Annotated in this window: 25 protein-coding genes; 9 read left to right on the top strand and 16 right to left on the bottom strand. The window is 69.6% G+C overall.

Annotated features, from left to right (window positions below; all coding sequences use genetic code 11):
* Positions 1 to 276 precede the first annotated feature (276 nt).
* From AB0H21_RS34435 to AB0H21_RS34415, 5 genes are read right to left on the bottom strand one after another with little or no spacing between them, the layout of a single operon-like run.
* Complete coding sequence (locus AB0H21_RS34435; RefSeq protein WP_358525306.1) at positions 277 to 1077, bottom strand: ATP-binding cassette domain-containing protein; 801 nt, start codon at positions 1075 to 1077, stop codon at positions 277 to 279.
* Entirely contained in the window at positions 1074 to 2045 is a 972-nt protein-coding gene (locus AB0H21_RS34430) for an ABC transporter ATP-binding protein (RefSeq protein ID WP_358525303.1), read from the bottom strand. The genes AB0H21_RS34435 and AB0H21_RS34430 overlap by 4 nt, the downstream gene beginning before the upstream one ends.
* Positions 2042 to 2914 (bottom strand): ABC transporter permease, encoded by an 873-nt coding sequence (locus AB0H21_RS34425; RefSeq protein WP_358525300.1) that lies wholly within the window; start codon positions 2912 to 2914, stop codon positions 2042 to 2044. Before AB0H21_RS34425 ends, AB0H21_RS34430 begins: the two co-directional genes overlap by 4 nt.
* Positions 2911 to 3858, bottom strand: a complete 948-nt coding sequence (locus AB0H21_RS34420; RefSeq protein WP_358525299.1) for an ABC transporter permease — start codon at positions 3856 to 3858, stop codon at positions 2911 to 2913. The genes AB0H21_RS34425 and AB0H21_RS34420 overlap by 4 nt, the downstream gene beginning before the upstream one ends.
* 11 nt (positions 3859 to 3869) lie before the next feature.
* Entirely contained in the window at positions 3870 to 5507 is a 1638-nt protein-coding gene (locus AB0H21_RS34415; RefSeq protein ID WP_358525296.1) for an ABC transporter substrate-binding protein, read from the bottom strand.
* Positions 5508 to 5717: 210 nt separating this feature from the next.
* On the opposite strand from AB0H21_RS34415, the gene AB0H21_RS34410 reads away from it, so the two are divergent.
* Entirely contained in the window at positions 5718 to 5954 is a 237-nt protein-coding gene (locus AB0H21_RS34410; RefSeq protein WP_358525293.1) for an SDR family oxidoreductase, read from the top strand.
* 46 nt (positions 5955 to 6000) lie between these two features.
* On the opposite strand, the gene AB0H21_RS34405 is transcribed toward AB0H21_RS34410, so the two are convergent.
* The 4 genes from AB0H21_RS34405 to AB0H21_RS34390 all read right to left on the bottom strand — a co-directional run bounded on the left by AB0H21_RS34405 (position 6001) and on the right by AB0H21_RS34390 (position 7584).
* Complete coding sequence (locus AB0H21_RS34405; RefSeq protein ID WP_358525291.1) at positions 6001 to 6195, bottom strand: DUF397 domain-containing protein; 195 nt, start codon at positions 6193 to 6195, stop codon at positions 6001 to 6003.
* Between the two features lie 21 nt (positions 6196 to 6216).
* On the bottom strand, positions 6217 to 6432 hold the full coding sequence (locus tag AB0H21_RS34400) for a DUF397 domain-containing protein (protein ID WP_358525288.1): 216 nt from the start codon (positions 6430 to 6432) through the stop codon (positions 6217 to 6219).
* A gap of 91 nt (positions 6433 to 6523) precedes the next feature.
* On the bottom strand, positions 6524 to 6748 hold the full coding sequence (locus AB0H21_RS34395) for a DUF397 domain-containing protein (protein ID WP_358525285.1): 225 nt from the start codon (positions 6746 to 6748) through the stop codon (positions 6524 to 6526).
* Positions 6730 to 7584 carry a helix-turn-helix transcriptional regulator gene (locus tag AB0H21_RS34390; RefSeq protein WP_358525283.1) on the bottom strand — a complete coding sequence of 285 codons (855 nt, stop codon included), beginning with the start codon at positions 7582 to 7584 and terminating at the stop codon, positions 6730 to 6732. The genes AB0H21_RS34395 and AB0H21_RS34390 overlap by 19 nt, the downstream gene beginning before the upstream one ends.
* Before the next feature lie 226 nt (positions 7585 to 7810).
* On the opposite strand from AB0H21_RS34390, the gene AB0H21_RS34385 reads away from it, so the two are divergent.
* From AB0H21_RS34385 to AB0H21_RS34365, 5 genes are all read left to right on the top strand, one after another.
* Complete coding sequence (locus AB0H21_RS34385) at positions 7811 to 8092, top strand: hypothetical protein (protein WP_358525281.1); 282 nt, start codon at positions 7811 to 7813, stop codon at positions 8090 to 8092.
* Between the two features lie 70 nt (positions 8093 to 8162).
* On the top strand, positions 8163 to 8582 hold the full coding sequence (locus AB0H21_RS34380) for an ATP-binding protein (RefSeq protein WP_358525278.1): 420 nt from the start codon (positions 8163 to 8165) through the stop codon (positions 8580 to 8582).
* A gap of 265 nt (positions 8583 to 8847) precedes the next feature.
* Positions 8848 to 9186: a hypothetical protein gene (locus AB0H21_RS34375; RefSeq protein ID WP_358525275.1), complete on the top strand. Its 339-nt coding sequence runs from the start codon at positions 8848 to 8850 to the stop codon at positions 9184 to 9186.
* 333 nt (positions 9187 to 9519) lie between these two features.
* Positions 9520 to 10056 (top strand): ATP-binding protein, encoded by a 537-nt coding sequence (locus AB0H21_RS34370; RefSeq protein ID WP_358525272.1) that lies wholly within the window; start codon positions 9520 to 9522, stop codon positions 10054 to 10056.
* A 210-nt stretch (positions 10057 to 10266) separates the two neighbouring features.
* Complete coding sequence (locus AB0H21_RS34365; RefSeq protein WP_358525269.1) at positions 10267 to 11682, top strand: HAMP domain-containing sensor histidine kinase; 1416 nt, start codon at positions 10267 to 10269, stop codon at positions 11680 to 11682.
* Here the strand turns inward: AB0H21_RS34365 and AB0H21_RS34360 are convergent.
* A complete protein-coding gene (locus AB0H21_RS34360) occupies positions 11670 to 12686 on the bottom strand; it encodes a hypothetical protein (RefSeq protein WP_358525266.1) in 1017 nt (338 codons plus the stop codon). The genes AB0H21_RS34365 and AB0H21_RS34360 overlap by 13 nt on opposite strands.
* A 59-nt stretch (positions 12687 to 12745) precedes the next feature.
* A complete protein-coding gene (locus AB0H21_RS34355) occupies positions 12746 to 13396 on the bottom strand; it encodes a TetR family transcriptional regulator (RefSeq protein ID WP_358525263.1) in 651 nt (216 codons plus the stop codon).
* Positions 13397 to 13506: 110 nt separating this feature from the next.
* Between AB0H21_RS34355 and AB0H21_RS34350 the strand changes: the two genes are divergently transcribed.
* On the top strand, positions 13507 to 14103 hold the full coding sequence (locus AB0H21_RS34350; RefSeq protein ID WP_358525260.1) for a histidine phosphatase family protein: 597 nt from the start codon (positions 13507 to 13509) through the stop codon (positions 14101 to 14103).
* Between the two features lie 24 nt (positions 14104 to 14127).
* Here AB0H21_RS34350 and AB0H21_RS34345 read toward each other — a convergent pair whose 3' ends face one another.
* The 3 genes from AB0H21_RS34345 to AB0H21_RS34335 form a co-directional block, all read right to left on the bottom strand.
* Positions 14128 to 14403, bottom strand: coding sequence for a hypothetical protein (locus tag AB0H21_RS34345; protein ID WP_358525258.1), 276 nt, complete (start codon positions 14401 to 14403; stop codon positions 14128 to 14130).
* A gap of 123 nt (positions 14404 to 14526) precedes the next feature.
* The gene (locus AB0H21_RS34340; protein ID WP_114033524.1) at positions 14527 to 14763 is read right to left on the bottom strand and encodes a DUF397 domain-containing protein; all 237 of its coding nucleotides are present in this window, start codon (positions 14761 to 14763) and stop codon (positions 14527 to 14529) included.
* The gene (locus tag AB0H21_RS34335; RefSeq protein WP_358525314.1) at positions 14764 to 15585 is read right to left on the bottom strand and encodes a helix-turn-helix transcriptional regulator; all 822 of its coding nucleotides are present in this window, start codon (positions 15583 to 15585) and stop codon (positions 14764 to 14766) included. It abuts the gene before it with no gap.
* A 204-nt stretch (positions 15586 to 15789) separates the two neighbouring features.
* Between AB0H21_RS34335 and AB0H21_RS34330 the strand changes: the two genes are divergently transcribed.
* Positions 15790 to 16311 carry an ATP-binding protein gene (locus AB0H21_RS34330; protein WP_358525256.1) on the top strand — a complete coding sequence of 174 codons (522 nt, stop codon included), beginning with the start codon at positions 15790 to 15792 and terminating at the stop codon, positions 16309 to 16311.
* 150 nt (positions 16312 to 16461) lie between these two features.
* On the top strand, positions 16462 to 18846 hold the full coding sequence (locus AB0H21_RS34325) for a helicase-associated domain-containing protein (protein ID WP_358525254.1): 2385 nt from the start codon (positions 16462 to 16464) through the stop codon (positions 18844 to 18846).
* A 109-nt stretch (positions 18847 to 18955) separates the two neighbouring features.
* Here the strand turns inward: AB0H21_RS34325 and AB0H21_RS34320 are convergent, their stop codons facing one another.
* Both AB0H21_RS34320 and AB0H21_RS34315 read right to left on the bottom strand, forming a co-directional pair.
* Positions 18956 to 21625, bottom strand: coding sequence for a penicillin acylase family protein (locus AB0H21_RS34320; RefSeq protein WP_358525251.1), 2670 nt, complete (start codon positions 21623 to 21625; stop codon positions 18956 to 18958).
* Between the two features lie 286 nt (positions 21626 to 21911).
* Entirely contained in the window at positions 21912 to 22730 is an 819-nt protein-coding gene (locus AB0H21_RS34315) for an SAM-dependent methyltransferase (RefSeq protein WP_358525248.1), read from the bottom strand.
* Between the last annotated feature and the right edge of the window lie 149 nt (positions 22731 to 22879).

Genomic DNA, 22879 nt, shown 5'->3' with positions numbered 1-22879 from the left:
GAGACGGTCGACACACCGATTCCCGTCTCTCTGGCCAGGTCGGATACCGGCCGCGGCCGGGTCGACTCCGCGACAGCGGCCAGCAGGGTGAGGGCGCCGGTCACCCGCCGATGCATGGGCACCATGGACGCGAGGCCGCGACACAGACGTGGGCGCACGATCGGGACGGACGCGAACCGGATTCCACGAACCACGCCGGCGTCTGGCGAAGCGGCCCGACCGCGGGCTGGTCAATGCCGACAGTCACGGAGCCAAGATAACCCGAGCTGGAGTTCCTCAGGCACGGCCGATTTCCTCCTCCAGCCGGCGACGCTTGTCCGCGATCAGCGCCGGTTCCCATCCAGGGCGCGGCACGGAGTCGAGTAGTAGCCGGGAGTAGGGGTGGTGCGGGTTCCGCAGTGTGGTCTCGGTGGGCCCTCGCTCGACCGCCTGTCCTCGGTACATCACCACGACCTCGTCGCAGACCTCACGAACGACAGCGAGGTCGTGACTGACGAACACGTACGCGATGTTCTGCTCTCGACGGATCCTGTTGAGCAGCGCCAGGATCTGTGCCTGCACGGAGACGTCCAAGGCCGAGGTCGCCTCGTCCAAGACCAGCACCCGGGGCTCGACGGCCAGAGCCCTGGCGATCGCCACGCGTTGTCGTTGTCCCCCGGACAGCTCGCGCGGATAGGCGTCGGCCTCACGACGGCTGAGGTTGACCTCATCGAGAAGTCGTTCGACGCGGGTGGCTCGCTGCGCCCTCGACAGCCGGCCGTGCAGCTTCAGCAGCTGGTCGATGGCTCGCCTGGCGGAGAGCCGCGGATCCAAGGACAGATACGGGTCATGAAAGACCATCTGGATCTGTCGCGCACGTTCGAGCGGAGAGAGCGGGGCGGCGGCGTCGAAGGCGACTTCGCCGCTGGTAGGTGTCTCCAAACCCACAAGCATCCGGGCCAGGGTGGTCTTCCCGGAACCCGACTCTCCGACGATGCCGAGCGAGGCGCCGGCATCCAGGTTGAAGCCGACGTCGCCGACGGCCCGGTTCGCTCCGAACACCTTGGTCAGGCCACGAACCCGAAGAACATGGGTCATGACGGGGCTACCTCCTCGGCCCGCAGGCAGGCGACCTCGGCACCGCCGATCCGGCGCAACGCCGGAACCTCCCGGGTGCAGAGATCCCCGGCGAACGCGCATCGGGGCGCGAAGCCGCATCCTGCGACCGTCTCGGACAACGACAGTGGTCTCCCGGGGATCGCCTCGATCCGCCGGCTCTCCCCAAGACGGGGAGTCGAGGCGAGCAGCGCTCGCGTGTAGGGATGTCGTGGGTTCGCGAACAGGTCGGCGGCGGACTGGTGCTCCACGATGCGGCCGGCGTACATCACATAGATGCGTTCGCAGATCGCCGCGGCCAGATCCAAGTCATGGGTGACGAAGAGCATCGCAGCACCCGCGTCGGCACGACGCCGCTCCAAGATCGAGACGACCTCGGCCTGAGTGGTCACGTCCAGCGCGGTGGTCGGCTCGTCGGCCAACAACAGCGCCGGCTCGGACGCCAGCGCGCCGGCGATCATGATGCGCTGCAGCATGCCGCCCGAGAGCTGGTGTGGGAACTGTTCGAGCACTTTGGCCGGGTCTCGGATGCCTACTGACTCCAGCAGCGCCGAGCACCGCGCAAGTGCGTCCGCCCGTCTGCCGCCACTGGCGACCAGGCCCTCGGCCAGGTACTCACGGATGCGTCGGACCGGGTTGATGCCGGCGCGCGGGTCCTGGAAGATCATCGCGACCTGGCCTGAGCGAATCGATCGCAGGCGGCGCCGGTCCGCTGAGAGGACGTCGACCCCGTCGACCAACACGCGCCCGGAAACACTGGCTTTCGCCGGTAACATCGCCAGCACCGTGCGGGTGGTCACCGACTTGCCTGAGCCGGACTCGCCGACGAACCCGACCGTCTCCCCCGGGCGGACGTACATGCTGACGTCGCTGAGGATCGGGCGCCCCGACCGGCCCCGACCGAGGTCGACACTCAACGACTCGATCCGCAGCGCCTCGGTCCCCGTCACGCCGCCACCCGCCCGCTCAGCTTGTCGCCGAGGTGGTCGCCGACGATGTTGACGGCGACCACCACGAGTAGGACGGCGATGCACGGGAACAGCACGGGGAACGCCACTCCCTGCACCAGAGCGTCCTGGCCTTCGGCGACCATCACGCCCCAGTCCGCCGTCGGTGGCTGAACCCCCAGGCCGAGGTACGACAGCGCGGCGAGGTCGACCAGCGCATAGCCGAATCCCAGCGCGCATTGCGCGAGGAGCGTGGGCGCGATGTTCGGCAGTACCTTCGCGAACGCGATCGTGTGGTTGCCGAACCCCTGCTGCCGGTACGCCTCGACATAGGGACGGGACTTCTCCTGGATCACCAGGTTGCGCGCCAGCCTGGCGACATACGGCGCGAAGGCGACGATCAGGCCGACTGTGGGCGCGGTCAGCCCGCGGCCGAACAGCGCGACCGCGAGCATGGCCACCAGCAGGCCGGGGAACGCGAACAGAAAGTCGACGACCCTCGACAGGCCCGCATCGACCATCCCGCCGAACCAACCACAGACGACGCCCAGAGTGATCCCGATAGCACTGGCGAGGGCGGTGACCAGCAAGGGCGGCACCAGGCTCACCCGCGCACCGAAGACCACGCGGGAGAAGATGTCCCGGCCGGTGGAGTCGGTGCCGAGGAGGTGGCCGGCGGTGCCGGGTGGCCTCAGGGTCGCCGCGAGATCGACCTGATCGGGGGTGAACGTCGTGATCAGCGGCGCGATCACCGCTGCGATGACGACGACGGCCAGGATCGTGACGGAGACGATCACGGGGGCCGGCCCGGCGAGCCCCGGGATGGCTCGCAACCGGAACCCGGCCGCTGCCGTCGTGGACGCTGCGCTCATACGGGCCTCCGCCAACTGGCCACTCGGGGGTCGATGATCGGGTAGAGCAGGTCGACGATGGTGTTGCAGACCAAGAACGCGGCGACCACGACCAAACTGATCGCCTGTACGACCGGGAAGTCCTGTTGGGCCACCGAACGCTGCAGCAGCGAGCCGATGCCGTTGAGTCCGAACGCGGTCTCGACGATGGTGGTCGTCACGATCAGTCCCGCGATCACGAGCCCGGCCATCGTCGCCACCGGCCCGAGCGCGTTCCTGACGACATGTCGGCGGACGACGTGGCGCTCGGGGATGCCACGACTCCGTGCGACGGCGACGTGGTCCCGGTCGACTGAATCCACGAACGAAGCCCGGGCGACGCGAGCCACGGCTCCGGACAGAGACAGTGCGAGTGCTATCGCCGGCAGCGTCAGATGCCACAGCCGATCGAGCAGCCCTGCTCCCCCACCCGTCGCTGGAAACCAGCCGAGCTCAACGGAGAAGACGGTGAGCAGCAGCACGGCTGAGACGAAGACCGGCATGGCGATGGTCGCACTGATGATCACCAGGACGGCCCGGTCGATCGCACCGCGGTTGAGGGCGCCGATCAGCCCCATCGTCAGGCCGACGACCAGGATCAGCACGCCCGCGTAGGCGACCAGGAGACCGCTGGTCGGGATTCTGCCGGCAAGCAGGTGACCGACGCTCTCCTTGTATTGCAGGGATTGCCCGAAGTTCCCGTGCAGTACGCCGCCGAGCCAGTCGACGTACCGGGTCAGGAACGGATCGTCGAGGTTGTACTCGGCTCGCAGCGCATCGAGTTGCTCGGGAGTGACCTTGTCGGAGCCGGCCAGGTACACGGCTGGGTCGCCCGGCACCAAGTACAGCGAACCGAAGATCACGATCGAGCTGACGAACATGGTCAACACCAGTGACGCCAACCGCTTTCCGGCGAAGAGCAGCATGTGCGACTCCTCTAGCCGGCTGCGCCGAGCTTGGTCAGCCAGGGCGTCGCGCGGTTGTACGACGCGGGCGCCAGGCCGGTGAGGCGCTTGTTCACGAAGACGTTGAGGTAGGGGCTGACGATGGGAACGTTGTAGCCGTCCTGGTCGCGGAGCTTCTCGGCCTGGACGATCAGCTCGGCGCGCTTGTCGTCGTCCAGGGTGGTGCGTGCGCGCTTGAGGAGCGCGTCGTACTGGGCATTGTGGTAGCCCGCGTAGTTGTAATAGCTACCGGTGGTGGCGAACTCGTCGTACTCCAACGGCTCGGGGAAGGAGAGTGAGCCGCTCAGGATGTAGCCGCTGAGACCCTCGCGGCTCTTCGGGTCGTAGAAGATCTTGAGGAAGTCGGTCGAGGACAGCGCCCTCAGGTCGATTTTCAGGCCCACCTGCTTGGCCGTGGACTGCAGCGACAGCGCGATCTTGGACTCCTGGGCCGAAGAGTCGTAGGCGATGGTCAACGGCGGGACATCACCGGCTTCCTTGACGAGCCGCTCGGCCTCGTCGAGGTCCTGCTTCGGCTCCGGGAGCGCGTCGTAGGCCGACTTGAAGATGCTCGTGGAATAGCCCCACGTCGCCTCCGGGGTGAGTTGCTTGATCGGGATCGCGGCACCGCCGTAGACGCTCTGGGCGATGCCCGCGTAGTCGACCAGCTTCGCGAGCGCCTTACGGACGTTCTGATGCGTGATGCCGGGGTCGTTCACGAACGTCGACAGGAACACCGGCGCCAGGCTCTTCCCGAACAGGAGGTCGCCCTCCCCGGAGCTCTTCAGCTTCGCGAGTGCGGAGACCGGGTTGTCGAAGGCGCCGTCGACGTCGCCGCGCAGCAGCGCGGCGGTCCGAGAGGCGGGGTCGCTGTCGAAGGTGAACCTCGCCGACTTCACCAGCGGCTGCTCCCCCCAGTACCGGTCGTTGGCCACCACTGTGATGTCCTGGCCGCTTCGCCAGGCGCCGACCTTGTACGGGCCCGTGCACATGATGCCGCCGGTCGCCGAGCCGTACTCCTTACCTGCGCGCTCGGTGAAGCGTTTCTCGGTGACGTAGGTGCTCGGGCTCGCCTGGAACCACCGGAACATCGAGTCCGGTTCGCGGAACCGGAAGGTGACCTGGTGCGGCCCGGTCTTGCCGACGGACCGCAGGTTCTGGTAGGCCGCCGCCCACGAGGATGCGGTCGCCGGCGCGATGGTCCGCTCGACCGAGAACACGACGTCTTCTGGGGTGACCGGCTGCCCGTCCCAGAAGGTCACGTTGGCCCGAAGGTCGAAGACCCACGTCTTGTCGTCAGGCTGAGTCACCTTCTCGGCCAGCGCGGGCTGGAGGCCGTAGTCCTTTCCGAAGCGCATGAGACCTTCGCAAAGGTTGCCCACCACGGTGGTGACGTTGGCGAACTGCTTGGCGGGGTCAAGGGTGTTCGGCTCGCCGCTAAGGTTCCAGGTGATCGAGTCGACGGGCCCGGAAGGCTTCGCGACCTCGGTGGTCAGTTCGACCGCCTTCGGCGGAGCTGCGTTGTCGGACTCCGAGCTGCCACTGCAGGCTGGGAGCGCCAGGAGTGCGACCGCCGCAACGGCAGCGACTAGTGGCCAGCGGAGCGCGTTCATGGATATCTCGCTACTCATCCGCTTTACCTCGCTCTGGATTGAGGTGGTGGTCGTGATTCCCGGGAGCGTAGGTACAACCAACCCGGCGCGAGACCTGCGCCGCGTGGGCTGCAACGACGATGGCACCGTCGTTGCAGCCCACGCCGGTGACCTCAGGGCGCGCACCATCGACGGCGAGGTCGCCGCGAGGTCAAGGCCGGCGAATCGATCGAGCGAGAGCACCAGGTTTTGGCGGCTGAGGCCGGGCACACGCTGACCCCGGGCGTCGAGCAGTTCATCACCAGCCTGATGGGTGAGGACGTCCCGTTCGAGGAGGCCGAGCGGCGCTTCATCACCGAGGAACGCCCGACCTCCCTGCTCGGCAGGCTCATCCGCCCGGAAGAGATCGCCAACCTGGTGGTGTACCTGAGCTCGGAGGCGTCCTCCGCGACCACGGGCGGCGCCTGCGCGGCGACGGAGGGGTGATTCCGACCCTCATCCCTTGATCATCGGACCGCCGACTCGCACCCTGTCAGGCGGTCAGGTCACCGCTTCGGATGCCGTTGAGGAACGCACCCCACTCACCCGGCACGAACAGCAGCACAGGCCCATCGGGGTTCTTGCTGTCCCGGACAGCGGTCACCCCCGGAAGGTTCGTCGCCACCTCCACGCATCCGCCTCCACTGGAGCCGCTGTGGGTGCTCTTCCTCCATGCGGGCGTCAGCATTCTTCGGCCTACGCTTCCCATCTAGAAACCGAGGCGGTGGTTGCGCACGGCGGCGAGGAAAGCCGTCCACGCATTCGGCGTGAAGACCAAGGCCGATCCATCGATGCGCTTGGAATCGCGGACCGCGACGACTCCAGGAAGGTCAGTGGCCACTTCCACGCACTGACCGCCACTGTCCCCAGAGCGAGACGACTTCCGCCATCGAGCATCACTCAGGTCAACGCTGGTCGCTATCATCGCGCCACCGCCTCCTCCATCTTCTTCTGGCACGAGCTGGTCGGTCGGCTGCTGGACGTCTGCGGCGCCGGCGCCCTGGCGGACGTTCCTGTCAGGCGGTGAGGTCGCCGCTGCGGAGGCTGTGGAGGAATACACCCCACTCACCCGGCACGAACAGCAGCACGGGCCCATCGGGGTTCTTGCTGTCCCGGACAGCGGTCACTCCTGGCAGGTTCCTCGCGACCTCCACGCACCCACCCCCCGTGCCACCGCTGCGCGCACTTTTCTTCCAGGCAGCCTTCGACAGATCTACGCTGCTCAGAGTCCTGTGGTCCATTGATCAATCCCATCGTGGATCGTCTTCAGTGACACATGCTGGGGATAAGCGTCCGCTCTTATGGTGTCATATCGGCTCCAGATAGCCGCAACAACATCATGGTCAGTCGTTACGTCTCCTGTCACGGAGGACTCGATGTACACAGCGTCCGGTTCTCCCCCTGGAAGCTCCGCGAGAATGAACGCGCCTGTCAAGCCCACCGTGCTTTCAGCGCTGAAGGGAACGACCTGTATGACGACGTTGGATCGCCCAGAGATCTCAAGAAGGTATTCCAACTGTGCGCGAGTGACCTGAGGTCCACCGACGGAGCGACGGAGAATGCCTTCGTCGAGCAGGACCCACACTGCGGGCGGATCTCCTCTTTCTAGAACAGTCTTACGGAGCATCCGAGCCTGAACACGCTCCTCGACCTCATCGGAGCTGATCTTAGGTTCCCTGCTGAAGATGTGCCGTGCGTACGCCTCGGTCTGCAGGAGGCCGGGGACCAGGAGGGGGTCCCATGTGCGGAGGACGGTGGCTCGGGGTTCGATCTCTTCCAGCCAGCGGGCGAACCATGCCGGGCCGGGCGTGCGGAGCATGAACTGGTAGAGGCGGTTGAAGTGTCCGTCTTCCCCGAAGATCTCATCGCACTGCTGGACGAATTCAGGCGACGGCGGGCGCTCGCCGCGCTCTATTTTTCCGATCATGTCCGGACTGTACGTGGTTCGTTCGCCGAGCTGAGGCTGGGAGAGTCCGATCCTCTTTCGGCAGCGACGCAACTCGCTGCCGAAGAACGCGCGCGGACTCGTATTCGGATCGAGGTTCCGCTCCCGCCCCACAAGACCCTCCCGAACCATGGAAAACGTGTGTTCGAGGCAGTGTTACACATGCGCCGCGGTAAAGGAGACGTGAATCCAGACACGATCCGGACAGCCTTTTGTCGGCACAGTGTCATTACGTTCGGTTACACGAAATGACGCTGAGTAGGCAATCTGAGAGCGCGGCACCCCGTCACGGCGGACGCGCTCCCCCGTCACTCCAGGCCGCCACGGGAGTAGGGCTTCGGCGCCAGGAAGGCGGCTCATGCGGACAGGACGGCATGGCAGAGGGCAGGCCGGCGTGCAGGCGGTGCGGCGCCGGGACTGGGATCCGGAGGCGCGGGCGGCGGCGAGGCTGCTGGACGGCTGCGAGCCCGCCTGGACGATCCTCTACGGGGTCTGGAGCCGCCGGTACTACGCGATCCCGAACTGGCGTACGGCCGAGCCGCTGCTCGTGGAGTCTTCCGTGCTCGCCGATCTCCGGCGGCAGATGCGCGAGGTCGAGGCGTCGAACCCGACGCTGTACGCCCGTTCTAGTGCGACTTAACGCCCACCGCACACCATCAAGAACAAAGTATGACCCTCAGTGGTCATGAACGGCGCAGACAAGGACAAGAATGATCGGCACTCCGTACGGCGACCGCGTCGTGTGCTGGGATATTCCCACAGATCCCACCGTCCTCAGGGACGTGCGAACCCGGCTGCACGAAGTCCTCGCGAACTGGGATCTCCCCGGCGGGAACGACCTGGCCGACGACATCGTGCTCGCCGCCACCGAAGTGCTGAGCAACGCCGTGATCTATGGACGTCCCCCGATCCGGCTCACGCTTCGGATGTCAGGAGAGACACTGTGCGCCGAGGTCACCGACCACGGCGCGGGCCTCCCTGAGCGTCGCAGCGAGGAGGACGACGCCGAGCACGGCCGGGGACTCACCATCGTGGAAGCCCTCTGCGACGAATGGGGCGTCCGGTCGGCTTTCGACGGACAGGCCAAAACCATCTGGTTCCGCAAGAAATGCCCATATCAAGGCAACTAGCGGCGCGACCTGGTACCGGGGAGGGGTAAGGCATACGGGCATCCGCCTCACACTCCTCCTGACCAGCCGCTTCACAACGAGAAGGCTCGGGCGAAACCCATGACGCAGGCTATTGCACAGGAAGGTTTCCTATTTAATACTGCGATCAGCACAGCGTGACCCCCTCGCGTAGAGCACCAACCCGCCCGGCGACGCGCGCTCCGCCATGCTCTGCCGGCCGCCGTCCCGGCATCGTCCGACCCCTTCCCGGATCCTGGAGGTCCCCATGCCCCGTCGTGTCGTCGCGCTCGCCGTCGCCGTGCTCGCCTGCCTCGGCGGCCTCGCCGCCTTCACCGCGCCCGCCCAAGCCCGTTCCACGGCGGTCATCGAAATCGTGGACAGCCCGCTCTCGCTCGGCGAGTACTGCGCGGCCCAGGTCGACATCAGGTCCATCGTCGGCTTCTACAACGGGTCGCTGGGCTGCTACCGCAGCAACGGCACCGGCGTGGCCTACGTGGGCAGCGGGAGCCCCTCCGCCGCGTGCCAGTACTACATGCCCGGCTACACCTACATCAGCCACGCCCAGGGCCCCAGCCAGTCTCTGATCTGCAGGTACTCGGCCTGATCCACCCCTTCCCCTGCCTCCGGCGTCACCCGCCCGACCACGGCGAGGCGACGCCGGAGGCAGGCGCGTTTCGTCAGGGTGTGCAGATCTGGGCGTAGTCGCCCAGGCCGGTCCAGCGCATCGTGCCGGCCGCCGCACGCACCCGCACGCTCGATGATCTGTCGCGTTTCCACATCAATCCCCCATCAACCCCCCACCCGCCCTAACAGCACAAACGTGGACAGAGTAGGGTCTTCCGGGTCATAGACGGCGCGGGCTACTTGTGCGGCCGGTGAGGTCCCTCACCGCTCGCCCCCGTAGCGACAGGCCATCCGCACCCAGACAAGGACTCTCATGATCGGCACACCGGACGGTCCCCATACCGTGTGCTGGGACATCCCCATGGACCCCGCCATGCTCGCCGATGTCCGCGGCAGGCTTCGGCGCACCCTCACCGACTGGGACCTCGGCGACCCGGGCGACGAGCTCACGGACGACATCGTGCTGGCCGCCTCCGAGGTGCTCAGCAACGCCGTCCTCTACGGGCTGCCGCCGATCCGGCTGACCGTCCGGGTGGCCGACGACACGCTGTGCGCCGAGGTGACCGACCACGGCGAGGGCCGTCCGCGGATCCGGCGCAGGCCCGTCAAGCGCGCACAGAACCGCGTACAGGGCGCCGAGGGCGCAAAAGGCACAGAGGGCCCACAGGACGCGGCAGGGGCACCACAGGACGCCGAGGACGACGACGCGGAGCACGGGCGCGGCCTCACCATCGTGGAGGCTCTGTCCGACGAATGGGGCGTCCTCCCGGCCTCGGACGGCACGGCCAAGACCGTCTGGTTCCGCAAGAAGTGCGCCGTCCACGACGAGCACGACCGCCACGGCGAATAGCCGGGGACGCGGCGGGCGGGTCGCGCCGATCATGGACGCTGCTTGCCGGAACGCAAAGCGCGAGTAGGGCGAAAGTCATGAATTCGCCTACATTCACGGCTGATCATATCTCGCATCCCAATTTTACCAAGAAGTCGACTTTAATGGTCGTGCAACGACAACTCTGATGAGGAGGGCGGCCCCAAAGCCACGGCTTCCCGGGGAGAGAGTTTGGCAGTCCATCTACGTCCGCAGTCCATCCGAGGACGCTTCACGCTGGGCGCGGGAATCGCAGCAGTGATCATCTTCTCGCTGCTCGGATCCGTCCTCGCGGCCAATATCCGGACCAAGATGCTGGACCACATCTTCCGGGACACGTTGAACGCGGCGACCGACTGGGCCGGCTCGGTCGACCCCGCCGACCCGCCGCCGCCGAACCCCATGAGGGGCGTCAAGCTCCTCCAACTCGTGGACTCCCAGGGCCGCGTCGTAGTGGCCAGCCCGGCGGCTTCGGGCCTGCCTCCGCTGAGCCACCTGCGGCCTCCGGAGAGCAACCGGTTCAACGACGTGACGTCGTGCGCGCCGGACGGCGGCTGCGTCCTGGTCACCGCCGTGCGGCTCCCCCCTCTCTCGACGCGCGTGCTGTGGGGAGGCGACCCGCACTACGTCTACGCCGGACGCCCCGAGCCCGCCCTGCTGGCCCGTCACTACCTGGAGCTCATCACGGCGGCGGGCACGCTGCTGGCCGCCGCCCTGGCCGCGTGGGCGACCTGGTGGCTGGTGGGACGGACGCTGCGCCCGGTCGCGGCGATCCGCGCCCGCACGGCCGAGATCACCGTCAGCGACCTGAGCAAGCGCGTGCCGGAGCCGCCCGGACGTGACGAGATCGCCCAGCTCGCCCGCACCTCGAACGAGACGCTCGCCCGGCTGGAGCTGGCGGTGGAACAGCAGCGCCACTTCGCGTCGGTGGTGTCCCACGAGCTGCGCTCCCCCGTCGCGGGGCTGCACACGCAGCTCGAAGAGGCGCTGATGTACCCCGGCAGCGTCCGGCCCGAGGAGACGTTCGAGGCGGCGCTGTCGACCACCCAGCGGCTTCAGGCGATCATCGACGACGTCCTGACGTTCGCCCGCGTGCGGACCACCGCGCCCGCGGCCCCCGAGGAGATCGACCTGAACGAGCTGGTCAGGGAAGAGGTGGCCGCCCGCGTCCACGGCCCGCCCGTGCATGCGCACACCCCCGGGGACATCCGGATCACGGCGAACCGCATCCAGATCATCGGCGTGCTCAACAACCTGCTGGTCAACGCCCAGCGGCACGCCGCCGGCCGGGTCGAGGTCACCACGAGCAGGGACGGCGACGAGGCCGTGCTGACGATGACCGACGACGGCGACGGCATCGCGCCCGAGGACCGCGAGCGGGTCTTCGAACCGTTCGTCCGCCTGGAGGACGGCCGCCGCCGCGACCCCGGGGGCAGCGGGCTCGGCCTGGCCATCTGCCGCGCGGTCGCCGGGGCACACCACGGGTCGTTGCACGTCGCGGACTCGCCGCGGGGCGCCCGTTTCGTTCTGCGCCTGCCGCTCAAGAAGGCAGAGCCGATCTCGGCGCCGCGCATCACGGTCAACGACCGGACGGGTCAGGCGCGGTAGGCGTCGGCCATGGCGTGGAAGACCTCCTTGGGCTCCCAGCTCATGTCCGGGTAGGTGGTGCCCTTGCGGTCGTCCAGCATCTTCACCACGCCGTAGGACGCCATGTCCAGGTCGTACCGGGGGTCGTCGCGGTGCGGGGAGCCATAGGACGCGAAGGTGAACCAGAACGCGCTGTCCACCCCCTGCTCCTCGAAGATCGCCAGCATTTCGCGCAGGCAGGCGACCTGCTCGGCCTCGTCCCGCCGGAAGTCGCCCGTGAGGCGGTGCGGCTCGGCCGAGCGGTCGACGATGGCCCACGCCATGCCGCCGCGCTCGGCGGCGCCCTCGTAGGCGCAGGTGCCGAACTCGGTGACGACGACGGGCTTACCGTGGCGGAAGTGCTTGCGCAGCGAGCGGACGTAGGAGCCGGCGGTGTTGCGGTCGCGGTAGCTGTCGATGGACACCATGTCGAACGGGGTCCAGTCGACCTGCTCCCAGGGCCCGGAGGCGTAGGTGACGCGCCCCTGGAAGTGCCGGCGGGCCAGGGCCACGGCCTCGGTAAGGAAGGCGTTCACGCGGCCGGGCGCCCGGACGAGCCGGAGCAGCCGCCACGGTTTCCTCGGGATCTCGCTCATGAAGGCGATGCGCTCCTTGTAGGTCTCGCCGGGGATCCATCCGGAGGCGAACAGGCTGATCTCGCACCCGAGCACGAGCACGACCTCGGCACCGTCCGCCCGCACCTTCTCGGCCCGCTCGGCGCAGTCGGCGAAATACGGGAGCATCTCGGCCGCGGTCATCTCACACGGGAACGGCGCGAACCAGACCTCCAGCCCGGCCTCGGCGGCGAACCGCGCGGCGGTCTCGATGCGCTCGGGCAGGCCGCCGGAGATCCGGACGGCGTCGCAGTGCAGGTCCTCGGCGATGACGCGCATCTCGCGCCGGACGGTGTCGGGGTCGAACTCCTCGCGGGAGATCGTCCCGCCGGGGAGGAAGCCGGTGTCGTAGTTGATGCCTCGTGCACGCATGGGAAAAATCCTTCGCTCGGCCGGCGCCGGCGCCGCGGGCCTCGTACCCGGCGGAGGCGTCAGCGGGGGTAGAGGTGGCCGATGCCGTTCTCGAGCAGGTCGAAGGCGTGCTCGACGTTGCGCGCGAGGTACGCGCCGGCGTCCGCCATGGAACCGCCGCGGACCAGGAACTCGAAGAACCCGGCCTTCAGCATCAGGACGGTGCCGGTGATCTGCGCGGCCACCAGGGAGGGCGTCAGGTCGCCGGGCTCACAGCCGGGCTCACGGCCTCGCTCGGCGGCGAGGACGAGGGCCAGCTCGTCGCGCTGCTCGTCCAGGAGGCGATGCATGCCGGCCATGAGGACGGGGCTGTCGGTGATCACGCGCATCCACCGGATCACCTCGTCCTCGGAGCCCAGGGTCGGGTAGGAGCCGGGGGCGGCGGCGAACGCCCGGTAGTGGGCGCGCAGCGCGGCGACCGGCGTCGTGCCGGGGGGCCGGGCCGCCACGATCGGCGCGGGGCCGTCGTCGGCGGCGGCCTCCAGGACGAGCGACTCCTTGGTCGGGAAGTACTTGAACAGCGTCACCTTGGCCACCTCGGCGGCCTCGGCGACCTCGGCCACGGTGACGCCGTCGAACCCGCGCTCCATGAACAGGCGCATGGCGGCCTGCCGGATCGTCTCCTTCGTCCGCTGCTTCTTGCGTTCCCGCAGTCCCGGTCCGTCCGCCATGGCCCTGACGCTACCCGATTCGCGTACCGGGTTCAATGATTAACCGGGTTCAGGTTTTACCGCCCGTGCGCATCCCGGGACGGGACGGGGCCGGTGCATGATGGAGCCCTATGGACGAACTGATATTGCTGCGGCACGGCGAGACCGAGTGGAGCCGGGACGGCCGGCACACCGGGCGCACGGACATCCCGCTGACCCCCAAGGGCGAGGAGCAGGCCCGCGCGCTGGCCTCCGTGCTCCGCGGCGAGGACTTCGCGCTGGTCCTGGTCAGCCCGGCGGGCCGAGCCCGGCGCACCGCCGAACTGGCCGGGCTGACGCGCCACGAGGTCGACCCGGACCTGTGGGAATGGGATTACGGCGGCTACGAGGGCATCAGCACGCCCGACATCAGGAAGGACCGCCCCGGGTGGTACCTGTGGCGTGACGGCGTCGTTCCCGGGGACGCCGCGCACCCGGGCGAGAGCGTGGAGCGGGTCGCCGAGCGCGCCGACAAGGTGATCGCCCGCGTGCTGCAGGTGGAGGGCAAGGTGGCGCTGGTCGCGCACGGCCACTTCCTGCGCGTGCTCACGGCCCGCTGGCTGGGCCTGCCTCCCGAGGAGGGGCGCCACTTCAAGCTGGACACCGGCACGGTGTCGGTGCTCGGTTTCGAGCGCGAGGAGCACGCCGTCGCGCGCTGGAACGCTCCGGTCTCGACAGGACCGATCTAGCGGATCCAGCCGGCTCTGGCGGGCTCAGCCGGTGACGACGGCCGGGGGCTGCGGGCCGCGTCCGGTGAGCCATTCCAGGACCTTGCGATGGCCGCGGCGGGCGTCCTCGAAGTGACCCCAGCGCCAGTATCGGGGCTGGTCCCTGACGCCGGTCACCCAGGTGCGGTAGGAGACGGGCCGGGAGCCGTCCTCCTCGGTGGAGGCCGCGGACGCGACGCCGTACGTACGGATCACGACGCGGCCCCCCGGTGCGAACAGCACGTCATCGGCCACCGGGTAGAGCGTCATCTGGTCCAGCATCAGGTGCCCCCACAGAACCTCTGAAGGAAGTGGAACACATCCAGTGTGCCGGATCGGCGAACGATCCCGGTTACGCGATGCGCGCTCTCCGGTTAACCGGACTCGCGATATGTGAACAGGGTGTTACGCGACCAGATTGTCGAACTCGCCGTCCTTGACGCCGAGCACCAGGGCCCGGATCTCGTCACGGGTGTAGATGAGGGCCGGGCCGTCGGGGAACCGGCTGTTCCTGACGGCGACGCCCCCATCGGGGAGCTTGGCCAGCTCGACGCAGTTACCCTGCGAGTTGCTGTGAACACTCTTGCGCCACGCCACGCCGGTGAGGCTCGTGGCCGGCATTCCGTTGTACGGCTGGTTCATCTAGATCTCTCTGAGTATGTCGCCGAGGATCTCGGCGGTGCCCCCGGGAGTTGTGCTCTCGATGCACAGCTGTTCCATGGCTGTGAGGTACGGATCGATGTCCTCACGTTTGTCCAGGTAAAGGGCACCCCACAGCTGCTCGACGTAGACCACGTCCGAAAGGTCGGACTCCGGAAAACGCAGGATGGTGAACGCTCCGCCTTCGGCCGCGTGCATGCCGAACTGGAACGGCATCACCTGCAAGGTGATGGTGGGCAGACTGGCGACCGCCATCAGGTGTTGCAATTGCTCGTACATGATCTCCTTGCCGCCGATGGGCCGCCGCAGCGCGGCCTCGTCGATCACGGCCCAGAGTTTCGGTCCTTCCTTGCGGATGAGACGCTCCTGCCGTTGCATGCGCAGATGCACACGGCGTTCGATCTCCTCCTCTGGCACGTCCGGATACCCGAGCCGGATCACCGTCCGCGCGTACGCCTGCGTCTGGAGGAGACCCGGGATGAACTGCACCTCGTAGGTGCGGATCACCGAGGCAGCCTCTTCGAGGCCGACGTACGTCGAGAACCATGCGGGGAGCAGGTCACTGTATTTGTGCCACCAACCGGGCGTGTTCGCCTCACGGACCATTTCCAGCAGCCCACGGCGATCGGCGTCATCGTCGACGCCGTACAGCGTGAGCAGGTCCTCGACGTCACGCGTCTTGAACCCGACCCGTCCGAGCTCCATGCGGCTGATCTTCGACTCGGATGCGCGGATGTGAAAGCCCGCCACCTCACGAGTCAGCCCACGCTCTTCACGCAGCCTGCGTAAGCTGGCGCCCAACATAATGCGCCGAACCGTTGAGCCGGAACCAGGCGGATCGATGGACACGTGCTTCCTCCGGTTGTGGACTGATTCACAGTCTGTCAAAGATCGCGCGTGTGGTCCCCCTTCGGTTTCACTCCCAAGGCTAACCGTAGCGCTTGCACGTCCCCTCTGCACGTGCATCCGCCCTTGCACCTGCACACGGGTTTGCCTCATCATGATCCCGTGCACTCCACGGACCTGACGCGTGGGCGCTACCAGTGGTCGGCCTTCGATTGGTGGCCTCCCGTCGGCTGGTGGCCCTTGCCCGCACGCGACCTCACCTCCCCCGAAGCCGCGACCCGCAGCGCCACATTCGTGCTCGCGCCCCGGGCCGAGTCGGTGCACGCGGCGCGCAGCTTCGCGTCGGGGAGCCTGTTCGCCTGGGGCATGCGCGATCTGGCCGAGGACATGGAGCTGGTGATCTCCGAGCTGGCCACGAACGCCCTGCGGCACGGCCTCGTGTTCGACCCGCGCGACGTCCGGCGCAGCGCCATCGAGCCGATCCGCATGTCGATTATCCGCCGCGACTCGCTGGTGACCTGCGCGTTCGCCGACCCGGGCTCGGCCGCGCCCGTCATGCGCGACCCCTCGCCGCTCGAACCCGGAGGCATGGGCCTGCACATCGTCGAGTCGATGAGCCTGTGCTGGGGCTGGAACCCGCTGCTGCCGTCCGGCAAGGTCGTCTGGGCGGTGCTCAAAAGCTGACACCCCGGCCCGAGAGCCGCGCCGGCGGCCGGGCGGTGGTTACGGAACTCACAGGTTCCGGTTCTATTCTGCTACGTCGATCCCGTGAGGCGGGTGCGTTGCATTACGGTGGCCTCCTGGTGACTCCCGCGAGACCTTGAAAGAGCTGTGATGGACGATCACCTGCTCGACTGGTTGACCACGCTCGACGAAGACCGGCTCGCGCGCGTCCTGACGGGCCGCCCGGACGCCATCGCCGCGCCGTGGCCCCGCCGCCTCGACACGCTCGCCCGCCGCCTGGGCGACGACTTCGCCGTCATGGAGGTCATGCGCGGCCTGCCGCTGCCTCCGCTGGAGATCCTGCAGGCGTGCCTGGTCATCGGCGAGCGGGCCACCGCCGACGAGCTGGCCCGGTTCCTCGGCGTCACCACCGCCGAGGTCGTCCCGTGGCTGGACGGCCTGTACGACCGCGCGCTCGCCTGGCCGGGGCGCGACGGCCGGCTCCACCTCGCCCCCGCCGTCGCCCGCTGGTGGGCCGCCCCGTGCGGGCTCGGCGAGCCCCTTGCCTCCTACCTGGAGTCCTGGACGGTCAACGCCGAGGCGCTGCGCCGCATGAGCCGCGCCCTCGGGCTGCCCGCGCAGGGCGGCCGGCGGCAGCTCCTGGCCCGCGTCACCGCCGTCCTCACCGACGCCGACCGCGTGTCCGCCCTGCTGCGTGACGCGCCCGACGGCACGGTCAGCCTGCTGGACGAGTTCGCCTGGGACGGACCGGTGCGCGGCGTCGACGGCAACCGCTTCGTCACCCCCGGCACCCCCGAGCAGTGGGCCGTCGACCGGGGCCTGATCTTCCGCCCGCAGTGGGACATCGCCGAGATGCCCCGCGAGGTCGCGCTGGCCCTGCGCGGCCCCGACTACCGCGCGCCGTTCACCCCAGAGCCGCCCAACCTCGGCACCGTGCCCGCGGACGCCGAGGCCGTCGACCACGCCATGTGCCTGGCCGCGCCGCACGCCGTCGACCGCGCCGCCGCGCTGCTGGAGAACACCGACAAGACCCCGCTCCCCCTGCTCAAGAGCGGCGGCGTCGGGGTGCGCGAGGTGCGCCGCGTCGTCAAGGAGACCGGCTGCACCGAGGAGGAGACCCGGCTGCTGCTGGAGGTTTGCGCGGTCGCCCGGCTGCTGGCCTGGGACGACGCCGCGGGCGGCCTGGTGCCGACCAAGCGGTTCGACGCCTGGCGCCTGGAGGACGCGCCCGCGCGACTGCGGGTGCTGCTGGCCGCCTGGTGGCGCATGGAACGCACGTCGCTGCGCCGCACCGCCGGCAGGTACGCGACCGTCCTGGACGACGACCCGGCCGGGGAGACCGTCGCCCGCATCCGCCGGGCGGTGCTGGCCACGCTGGCGACCCTGCCCGAGGACGCCGCGGTGGCGAGCGTCCCCGAGCTCGTGCAGGCCGTGCACTGGCGCGCCCCGCTGCTCGACCGCGCGCTGCTGGCCGACTGCTGCCCGGCCGTGCTGGCCGAGGCGCGGCTGCTCGGGCTGGTCGCCTCCGACGGCCTGACGGCGCTCGGCCGCGCGCTGGCCGCCCTCGGCTCGGCCGTGGCCGCCGGGGACGAGCAGGACGAGTCCGCCCCGCAGATCGAACGCGACCCGGCCCTGGTCGAGGCGTCGGTGCACGCCCTGGCCGGGGCGCAGCGCACCGCGCTGTTCGGGGCCGACCTGACGGCCGTGGTCACCGGCCCGCCCGCCGCCGAGCTGGCCGGGCTGCTCGACCGCGCCGCCGACCGCGAGTCCCAGGGCGTGGCCTCGGTGTGGCGGTTCTCGGCCGCCAGCGTCCGCAGGGCCCTGGACGCCGGGTACTCCGCCGAGTCCCTGCTGGAGGACCTGCGCGCGGCCGGGACGATCCCGCAGCCGCTGGCGTACCTGGTGAAGGACGTGGCCCGGCGGTACGGCGAGGTCACGGTCACGACGGTCGGCTGCATCATCCAGGGCTCGGACCCCGCGCTGCTCGCCGAGATCGCCGCGCACCGCCGCCTGTCACGGCTCGGGCTGCGGCTGCTCGCGCCCACCGTCCTGGCCGGCGCCGCCCCCGCCGACCGCACGCTGGCCGCGCTGCGCGACGCCGGGTACGCGCCGGTGCCCGTGGACGACACCGGCGAGATCGCGGTCCGGCGCGAGCCGCAGGGCGGGCGGCTCATCCTGCTGCCCGGCGGCCGGGTGGCGGAGCTGGAGGAGCCGCCGCCGTTCATCGCCGACCCGCCGCCCGACCCGCGCGAGCACGCCAAGCGGCTGGTGCGGACGACCGACGAGCAGCGCCAGGCAGGGCAGACGTGGGCGGTGATCGGCCGCCTGGCCACCCGCCTGCCGACCGCGCAGCAGTCCCTGCTCGGCTTCGTCGTCGACCGGGGGGTGCGGGCCCTCATCACGCTGTCCGACGGTCTCACCGCGACGGTCAGCCACGGCGAGCTGCGGCGCGGCGTGCTGGACGCCTGGTGCGAGGAGGCGGGCGACTACCTGGAGTTCCCGCTGGCCGACATCGCGTCCGTGACCAGCGGCTGAACGGCTCCGCCGTCCCTCGGGGCATGGGTCCGGTTTCGACGATCACAAGAGTGCCCGGGGACGGCGCCTCCGCCGTCCCCGGCGGTCCGGCGTCACCGGCTCACGATCCTCACGGCACGAGGGTGAGCGTGTCGGCGGCGTCCGCGCGGACGGCACGCTCGGTCTGGCGCATCGGCGTCGTGCGGCCGTCGGCCCACAGGCCGGCCTGGTCGGCGTAGTTGGGATGGAAGGCGTGCCCGGACGCGCCGGTCAGGTTGACCCAGCGGGAGCGGTCGAGGTCTGCCAGGTCCACGACCATGCGCATGGACGGCACCCAGTCCACCTCGTACCCGGCGACGGCGTCCCAGCCGGTGGCGTCCACGGCGTCCTGGCCGCCGGCGAGCCTCAGCGGCCCCCGGTTGAACAGCCACTCGATCGGGCCGATGCCCGAGGTGCCGAACGTCTCGTTGGTCAGCTCCAGGGTGTGCAGGTCGCCCCAGCGCCAGTCCTCCGGCGTGTCACCGAGCCGGTCCCGCAGTTCCTTCGCCGCGTCGGCCATCGCCGCCGCCAGCGTCTCGTCCCTGGTCTCCACCTTGTCCTTGGTGCGCGCGTCGTCCCACCACGGGTCGGACGGCTCGGGCAGCAGCGCGCGCACGACCTCGTACCAGCGGTCGCCGCCGCCCGCGCGCCCGGCCTCGGGCAGTTCGTCGTCGAACGTCCGGTGGAGCAGGGCGCGCCAGACCGCGTTGAAGTACGCGGCGGGGGCACTGTCGCGTCCCTGGGTGTAGTCCCAGCCGGTCAGCAGCCGCGCCTCGGGGACGCCCGCGCCCGCCTTGACCAGGTACGGGACGAGCGTGGCGGCGATGGTGTTGAGCGAGTCCATCTGGATGTCCGCCATCGCGGCGGCGGTGATCTTCCCCGCGCCGATGGCCCGCTGGAGCCGGTCGGCGATGCGCTGGGAGCGGTAGCCGTACGCCCAGTCGGCGGTCAGGAGGCGGCCGTAGCCGGGGCCGATCGCGGCGTTGTTGGCCGTGGCGATGAAGCCCTCGGGCGGGTTGTAAGCCTTGGGAAGCTCGTCGAAGGGGATGAACCCCGACCATTCCTCGTCGCCGGTCCAGCCCTTGCTCGGCCAGGCGCCGTCGCCCTTAGTCCTGACGGGGATGCGCCCGGGTGCCTGGTAACCGATATTGCCGTCTACGTCGGCATAAATCATGTTCTGGGCGGGGGCCTCGAAGGACGACGCAGCCTTCCTGAACTCCTCGAAGTCCGACGCCGTATCCAGCAGCAGGAGCGCGTTGGCCGTGCGGCCCGGGTCGAGCGCGGTCCAGCGCAACGCGATCTCCACGTCGTACTCACCGGCCGGCGCCCTGCCGTTCTCGGGCGTCCCCACCTTCTCCCCCGCGTGCGCGGCGGCGCCGGGCAGCGCGTCCCGCGCGGAGCCCAGCACCCCCGACACGATCGGGCCGTGCGCGGTCGCGCGGACGACCAGCGGCTCGGGCGCGCGACCGGCGACCTTGATCTGCTCGGTGCGGGTCTCCATCGGGACCCACCGCTTCTTGACCTTGTAGACGTTCCCGCGCGTCCGCTCGGCGTACAGGTCGGCGACGTCGGGGCCGAGGTTGGTGAACCCCCAGGCCACCCGGTCGTTGTGGCCGATCACCACGCCCGGCAGGCCGGAGAAGGTGTACCCCACGACGTCGTACGGGCACGCCGCCGACTTCGCCCGGCAGTGCAGCCCCGCCTGGTACCAGATGGACGGGATGCGCGGCCCGAGGTGCGGGTCGTTGGCGAGCAGCGGCTTGCCGGTGTCGGTGTGCGCGCCGGACACGACCCAGGAGTTGGAGCCGATCCCCGCCCGGTCGGAGCCGTCCGTGCCCAGCGGGGAGGGCAGCGCGGCGAGCGTCCGCGCCGCCCCGGCGAGCGCTCCGGCCGTCGCGGGGTCCGTGGCCGTCCCGGCGGAGCGCTCGGCGCCCGCTCGTGCGGCGGACCGGCCCACGGGCTTGGCTGAATCGGTCGCGGGCTTGGCGGTCGCGTCCGTCCCTGAGGTGGGCGCGGCGGGGTCGAAGGCGCCGTCCCGGATGGCCCCGGCCGTGACGATCGGACGGTGCCGGTCGAACGGGTAGTCCGGGAAGAGCTGCCGCACCCGGTCCGGCGGCAGGACCGAGGAGTCCAGCGCCCGCTCCAGCTCGGCGTCCATATTGGAGCGCAGGTCCCAGGCCATCGCCTTCAGCCAGGCCAGCGAGTCCGCCGGGGTCCACGGTTCGGGGGTGTACGCGCCGTTGGTCAGCTTGAGGACGGCATACTCCAGGCTCCTGTCCGCGAATCCCTGGTTCGCGGCCATCCACGCGTTGACGCCCGCCGCGTACGCGGTGAACGCCTCTCGGCTGGGCGCGTCCAGCAGGGCCACCTCGCGCTCGGCCGTGCGCCGCCAGCCGAGCGTGCGCACCACCTTGTCGATCTCCAGGGTGGAGGCGCCGAACAGCTCCGACAGCCGGCCGGCGGTGGTCTTGCGGCGGAAGTCCATCTCCCAGAAGCGGTCCTGGGCGTGGACGTACCCCTGCGCGGTGAACAGGTCCTTGGGGTCGTCCGCGTAGATCTGGGGAATCCCGTACCGGTCGCGCACGACGGTCACCGGGGCGCTCAGGCCGGGGAGGCGCAGCTCGCCGTCCACCTGCGGGAAGGACCGGCGGACGGTCCAGGTCAGCGCCGCGCCGGCGACCAGCGCCAGGACCAGAACGGCGGTGAGGACGCGAGCCCCCCAGCGAAGCGGACCGGGGAGCCTGGCGAAGGGGCTTATCACGACGTCACGGACCTTTCATGACACATGTGCGCATCACTGTATGCCGTCCGCGATCGTCAGCCGATCACCATGTGGCGGCTGTTCGGACACCCTCCGGACACCGCCGCGCCCCGACCCTGTTCATGGCCGCGCCTCCGGCACGGCGGTTCGGGGCGCACTTCAGGCGATGTTCTTCCGTCGTCACTCGGAAGGGGGCTCGTTCCTCACCCCCTTCCTCCCTCCTCCTCCAGAACACCGCCGCGCCCCGACCCTGTTCATGGCCGCGCCTCCGGTACGGCGGTTCGGGTCAGGCCTCGTCCTTGCGGCCGATGCCGCCGACCATCCAGATCGACTCGGGACGGTGGACGGCCAGCGGGTTGTCCGGACGCCACTGCCGCAGGTAGACGAGCCCCGGCTCGACCATCCGGAACCCCTCGAAGAAGCCGAGCACCTGCTCGCGCGTGCGGGAGGCGTCCTCGGTGCGGCCGACGACCCGCTTGTAGACGTCCACGACCGGCTGCGCGGACTCGGGACGGGAGTCGGTCACGGCGTGCGCGACGACCAGGTGGCCGCCCACCGGCATCCAGTCGCGCAGCTCGGCGACCCTCTTGAACGGGTCCTCGGAGTCCGGGGTGAACTGCAGGATGCCGAGCGTCACGATCGCCACAGGACGGTCCGCGTCGATGACGCGGCGCACCACCGGGTCGGCGACCAGCTCGGCGGGGTGCAGGATGTCGCCCTCGACGACCCCCGTGCGGGAGTCGGTGGCGAGCAGCGCCCGCGAGTGCGAGAGCACGACCGGGTCGCGCGACACATAGACCGCGCGGGCCTCGCGCGTCAGCGACCCGGCGATCTCATGGGTGTTGAACTGGCTGGGCAGGCCCATCCCGATGTTGATGAACTGCGTGACACCCGCGCCGACCAGGTAACGCAGGGCCCGCACGTGGAACGCCTGGACCTCGCGGGTCATGGTGCGGACCTCGGGCGCCACGGACAGGATCTGCTCGGCGGCCTCGCGGTCGACGGCGAAGTTGTCCTTGCCGCCCAGGAAGTAGTCGGTGATGCGCGCCAGGTTGGGGCGACCGGTGTTCAGACCCGCTGGCCCCCGAGGGGTCTCGTCGGTCATGTCAACTCCTTGGCCGCGCGCGAGCCCGAATGCACTGCGGTTCGGTGCCTGGCGTCGGGCATTCGCGGAAACCGTCAAGACCGACGACTACGCCCATGTTACGGCTGCGACGCCACGCGCCACTCCACCGAAACACCATAATTCACAGC

Origin of the sequence: Sphaerisporangium sp. NPDC051011, from assembly GCF_040653595.1 — a bacterium.
Lineage (GTDB): Bacteria > Actinomycetota > Actinomycetes > Streptosporangiales > Streptosporangiaceae > Sphaerisporangium.
This window is presented reverse-complemented; position numbering and strand designations above follow the sequence as displayed.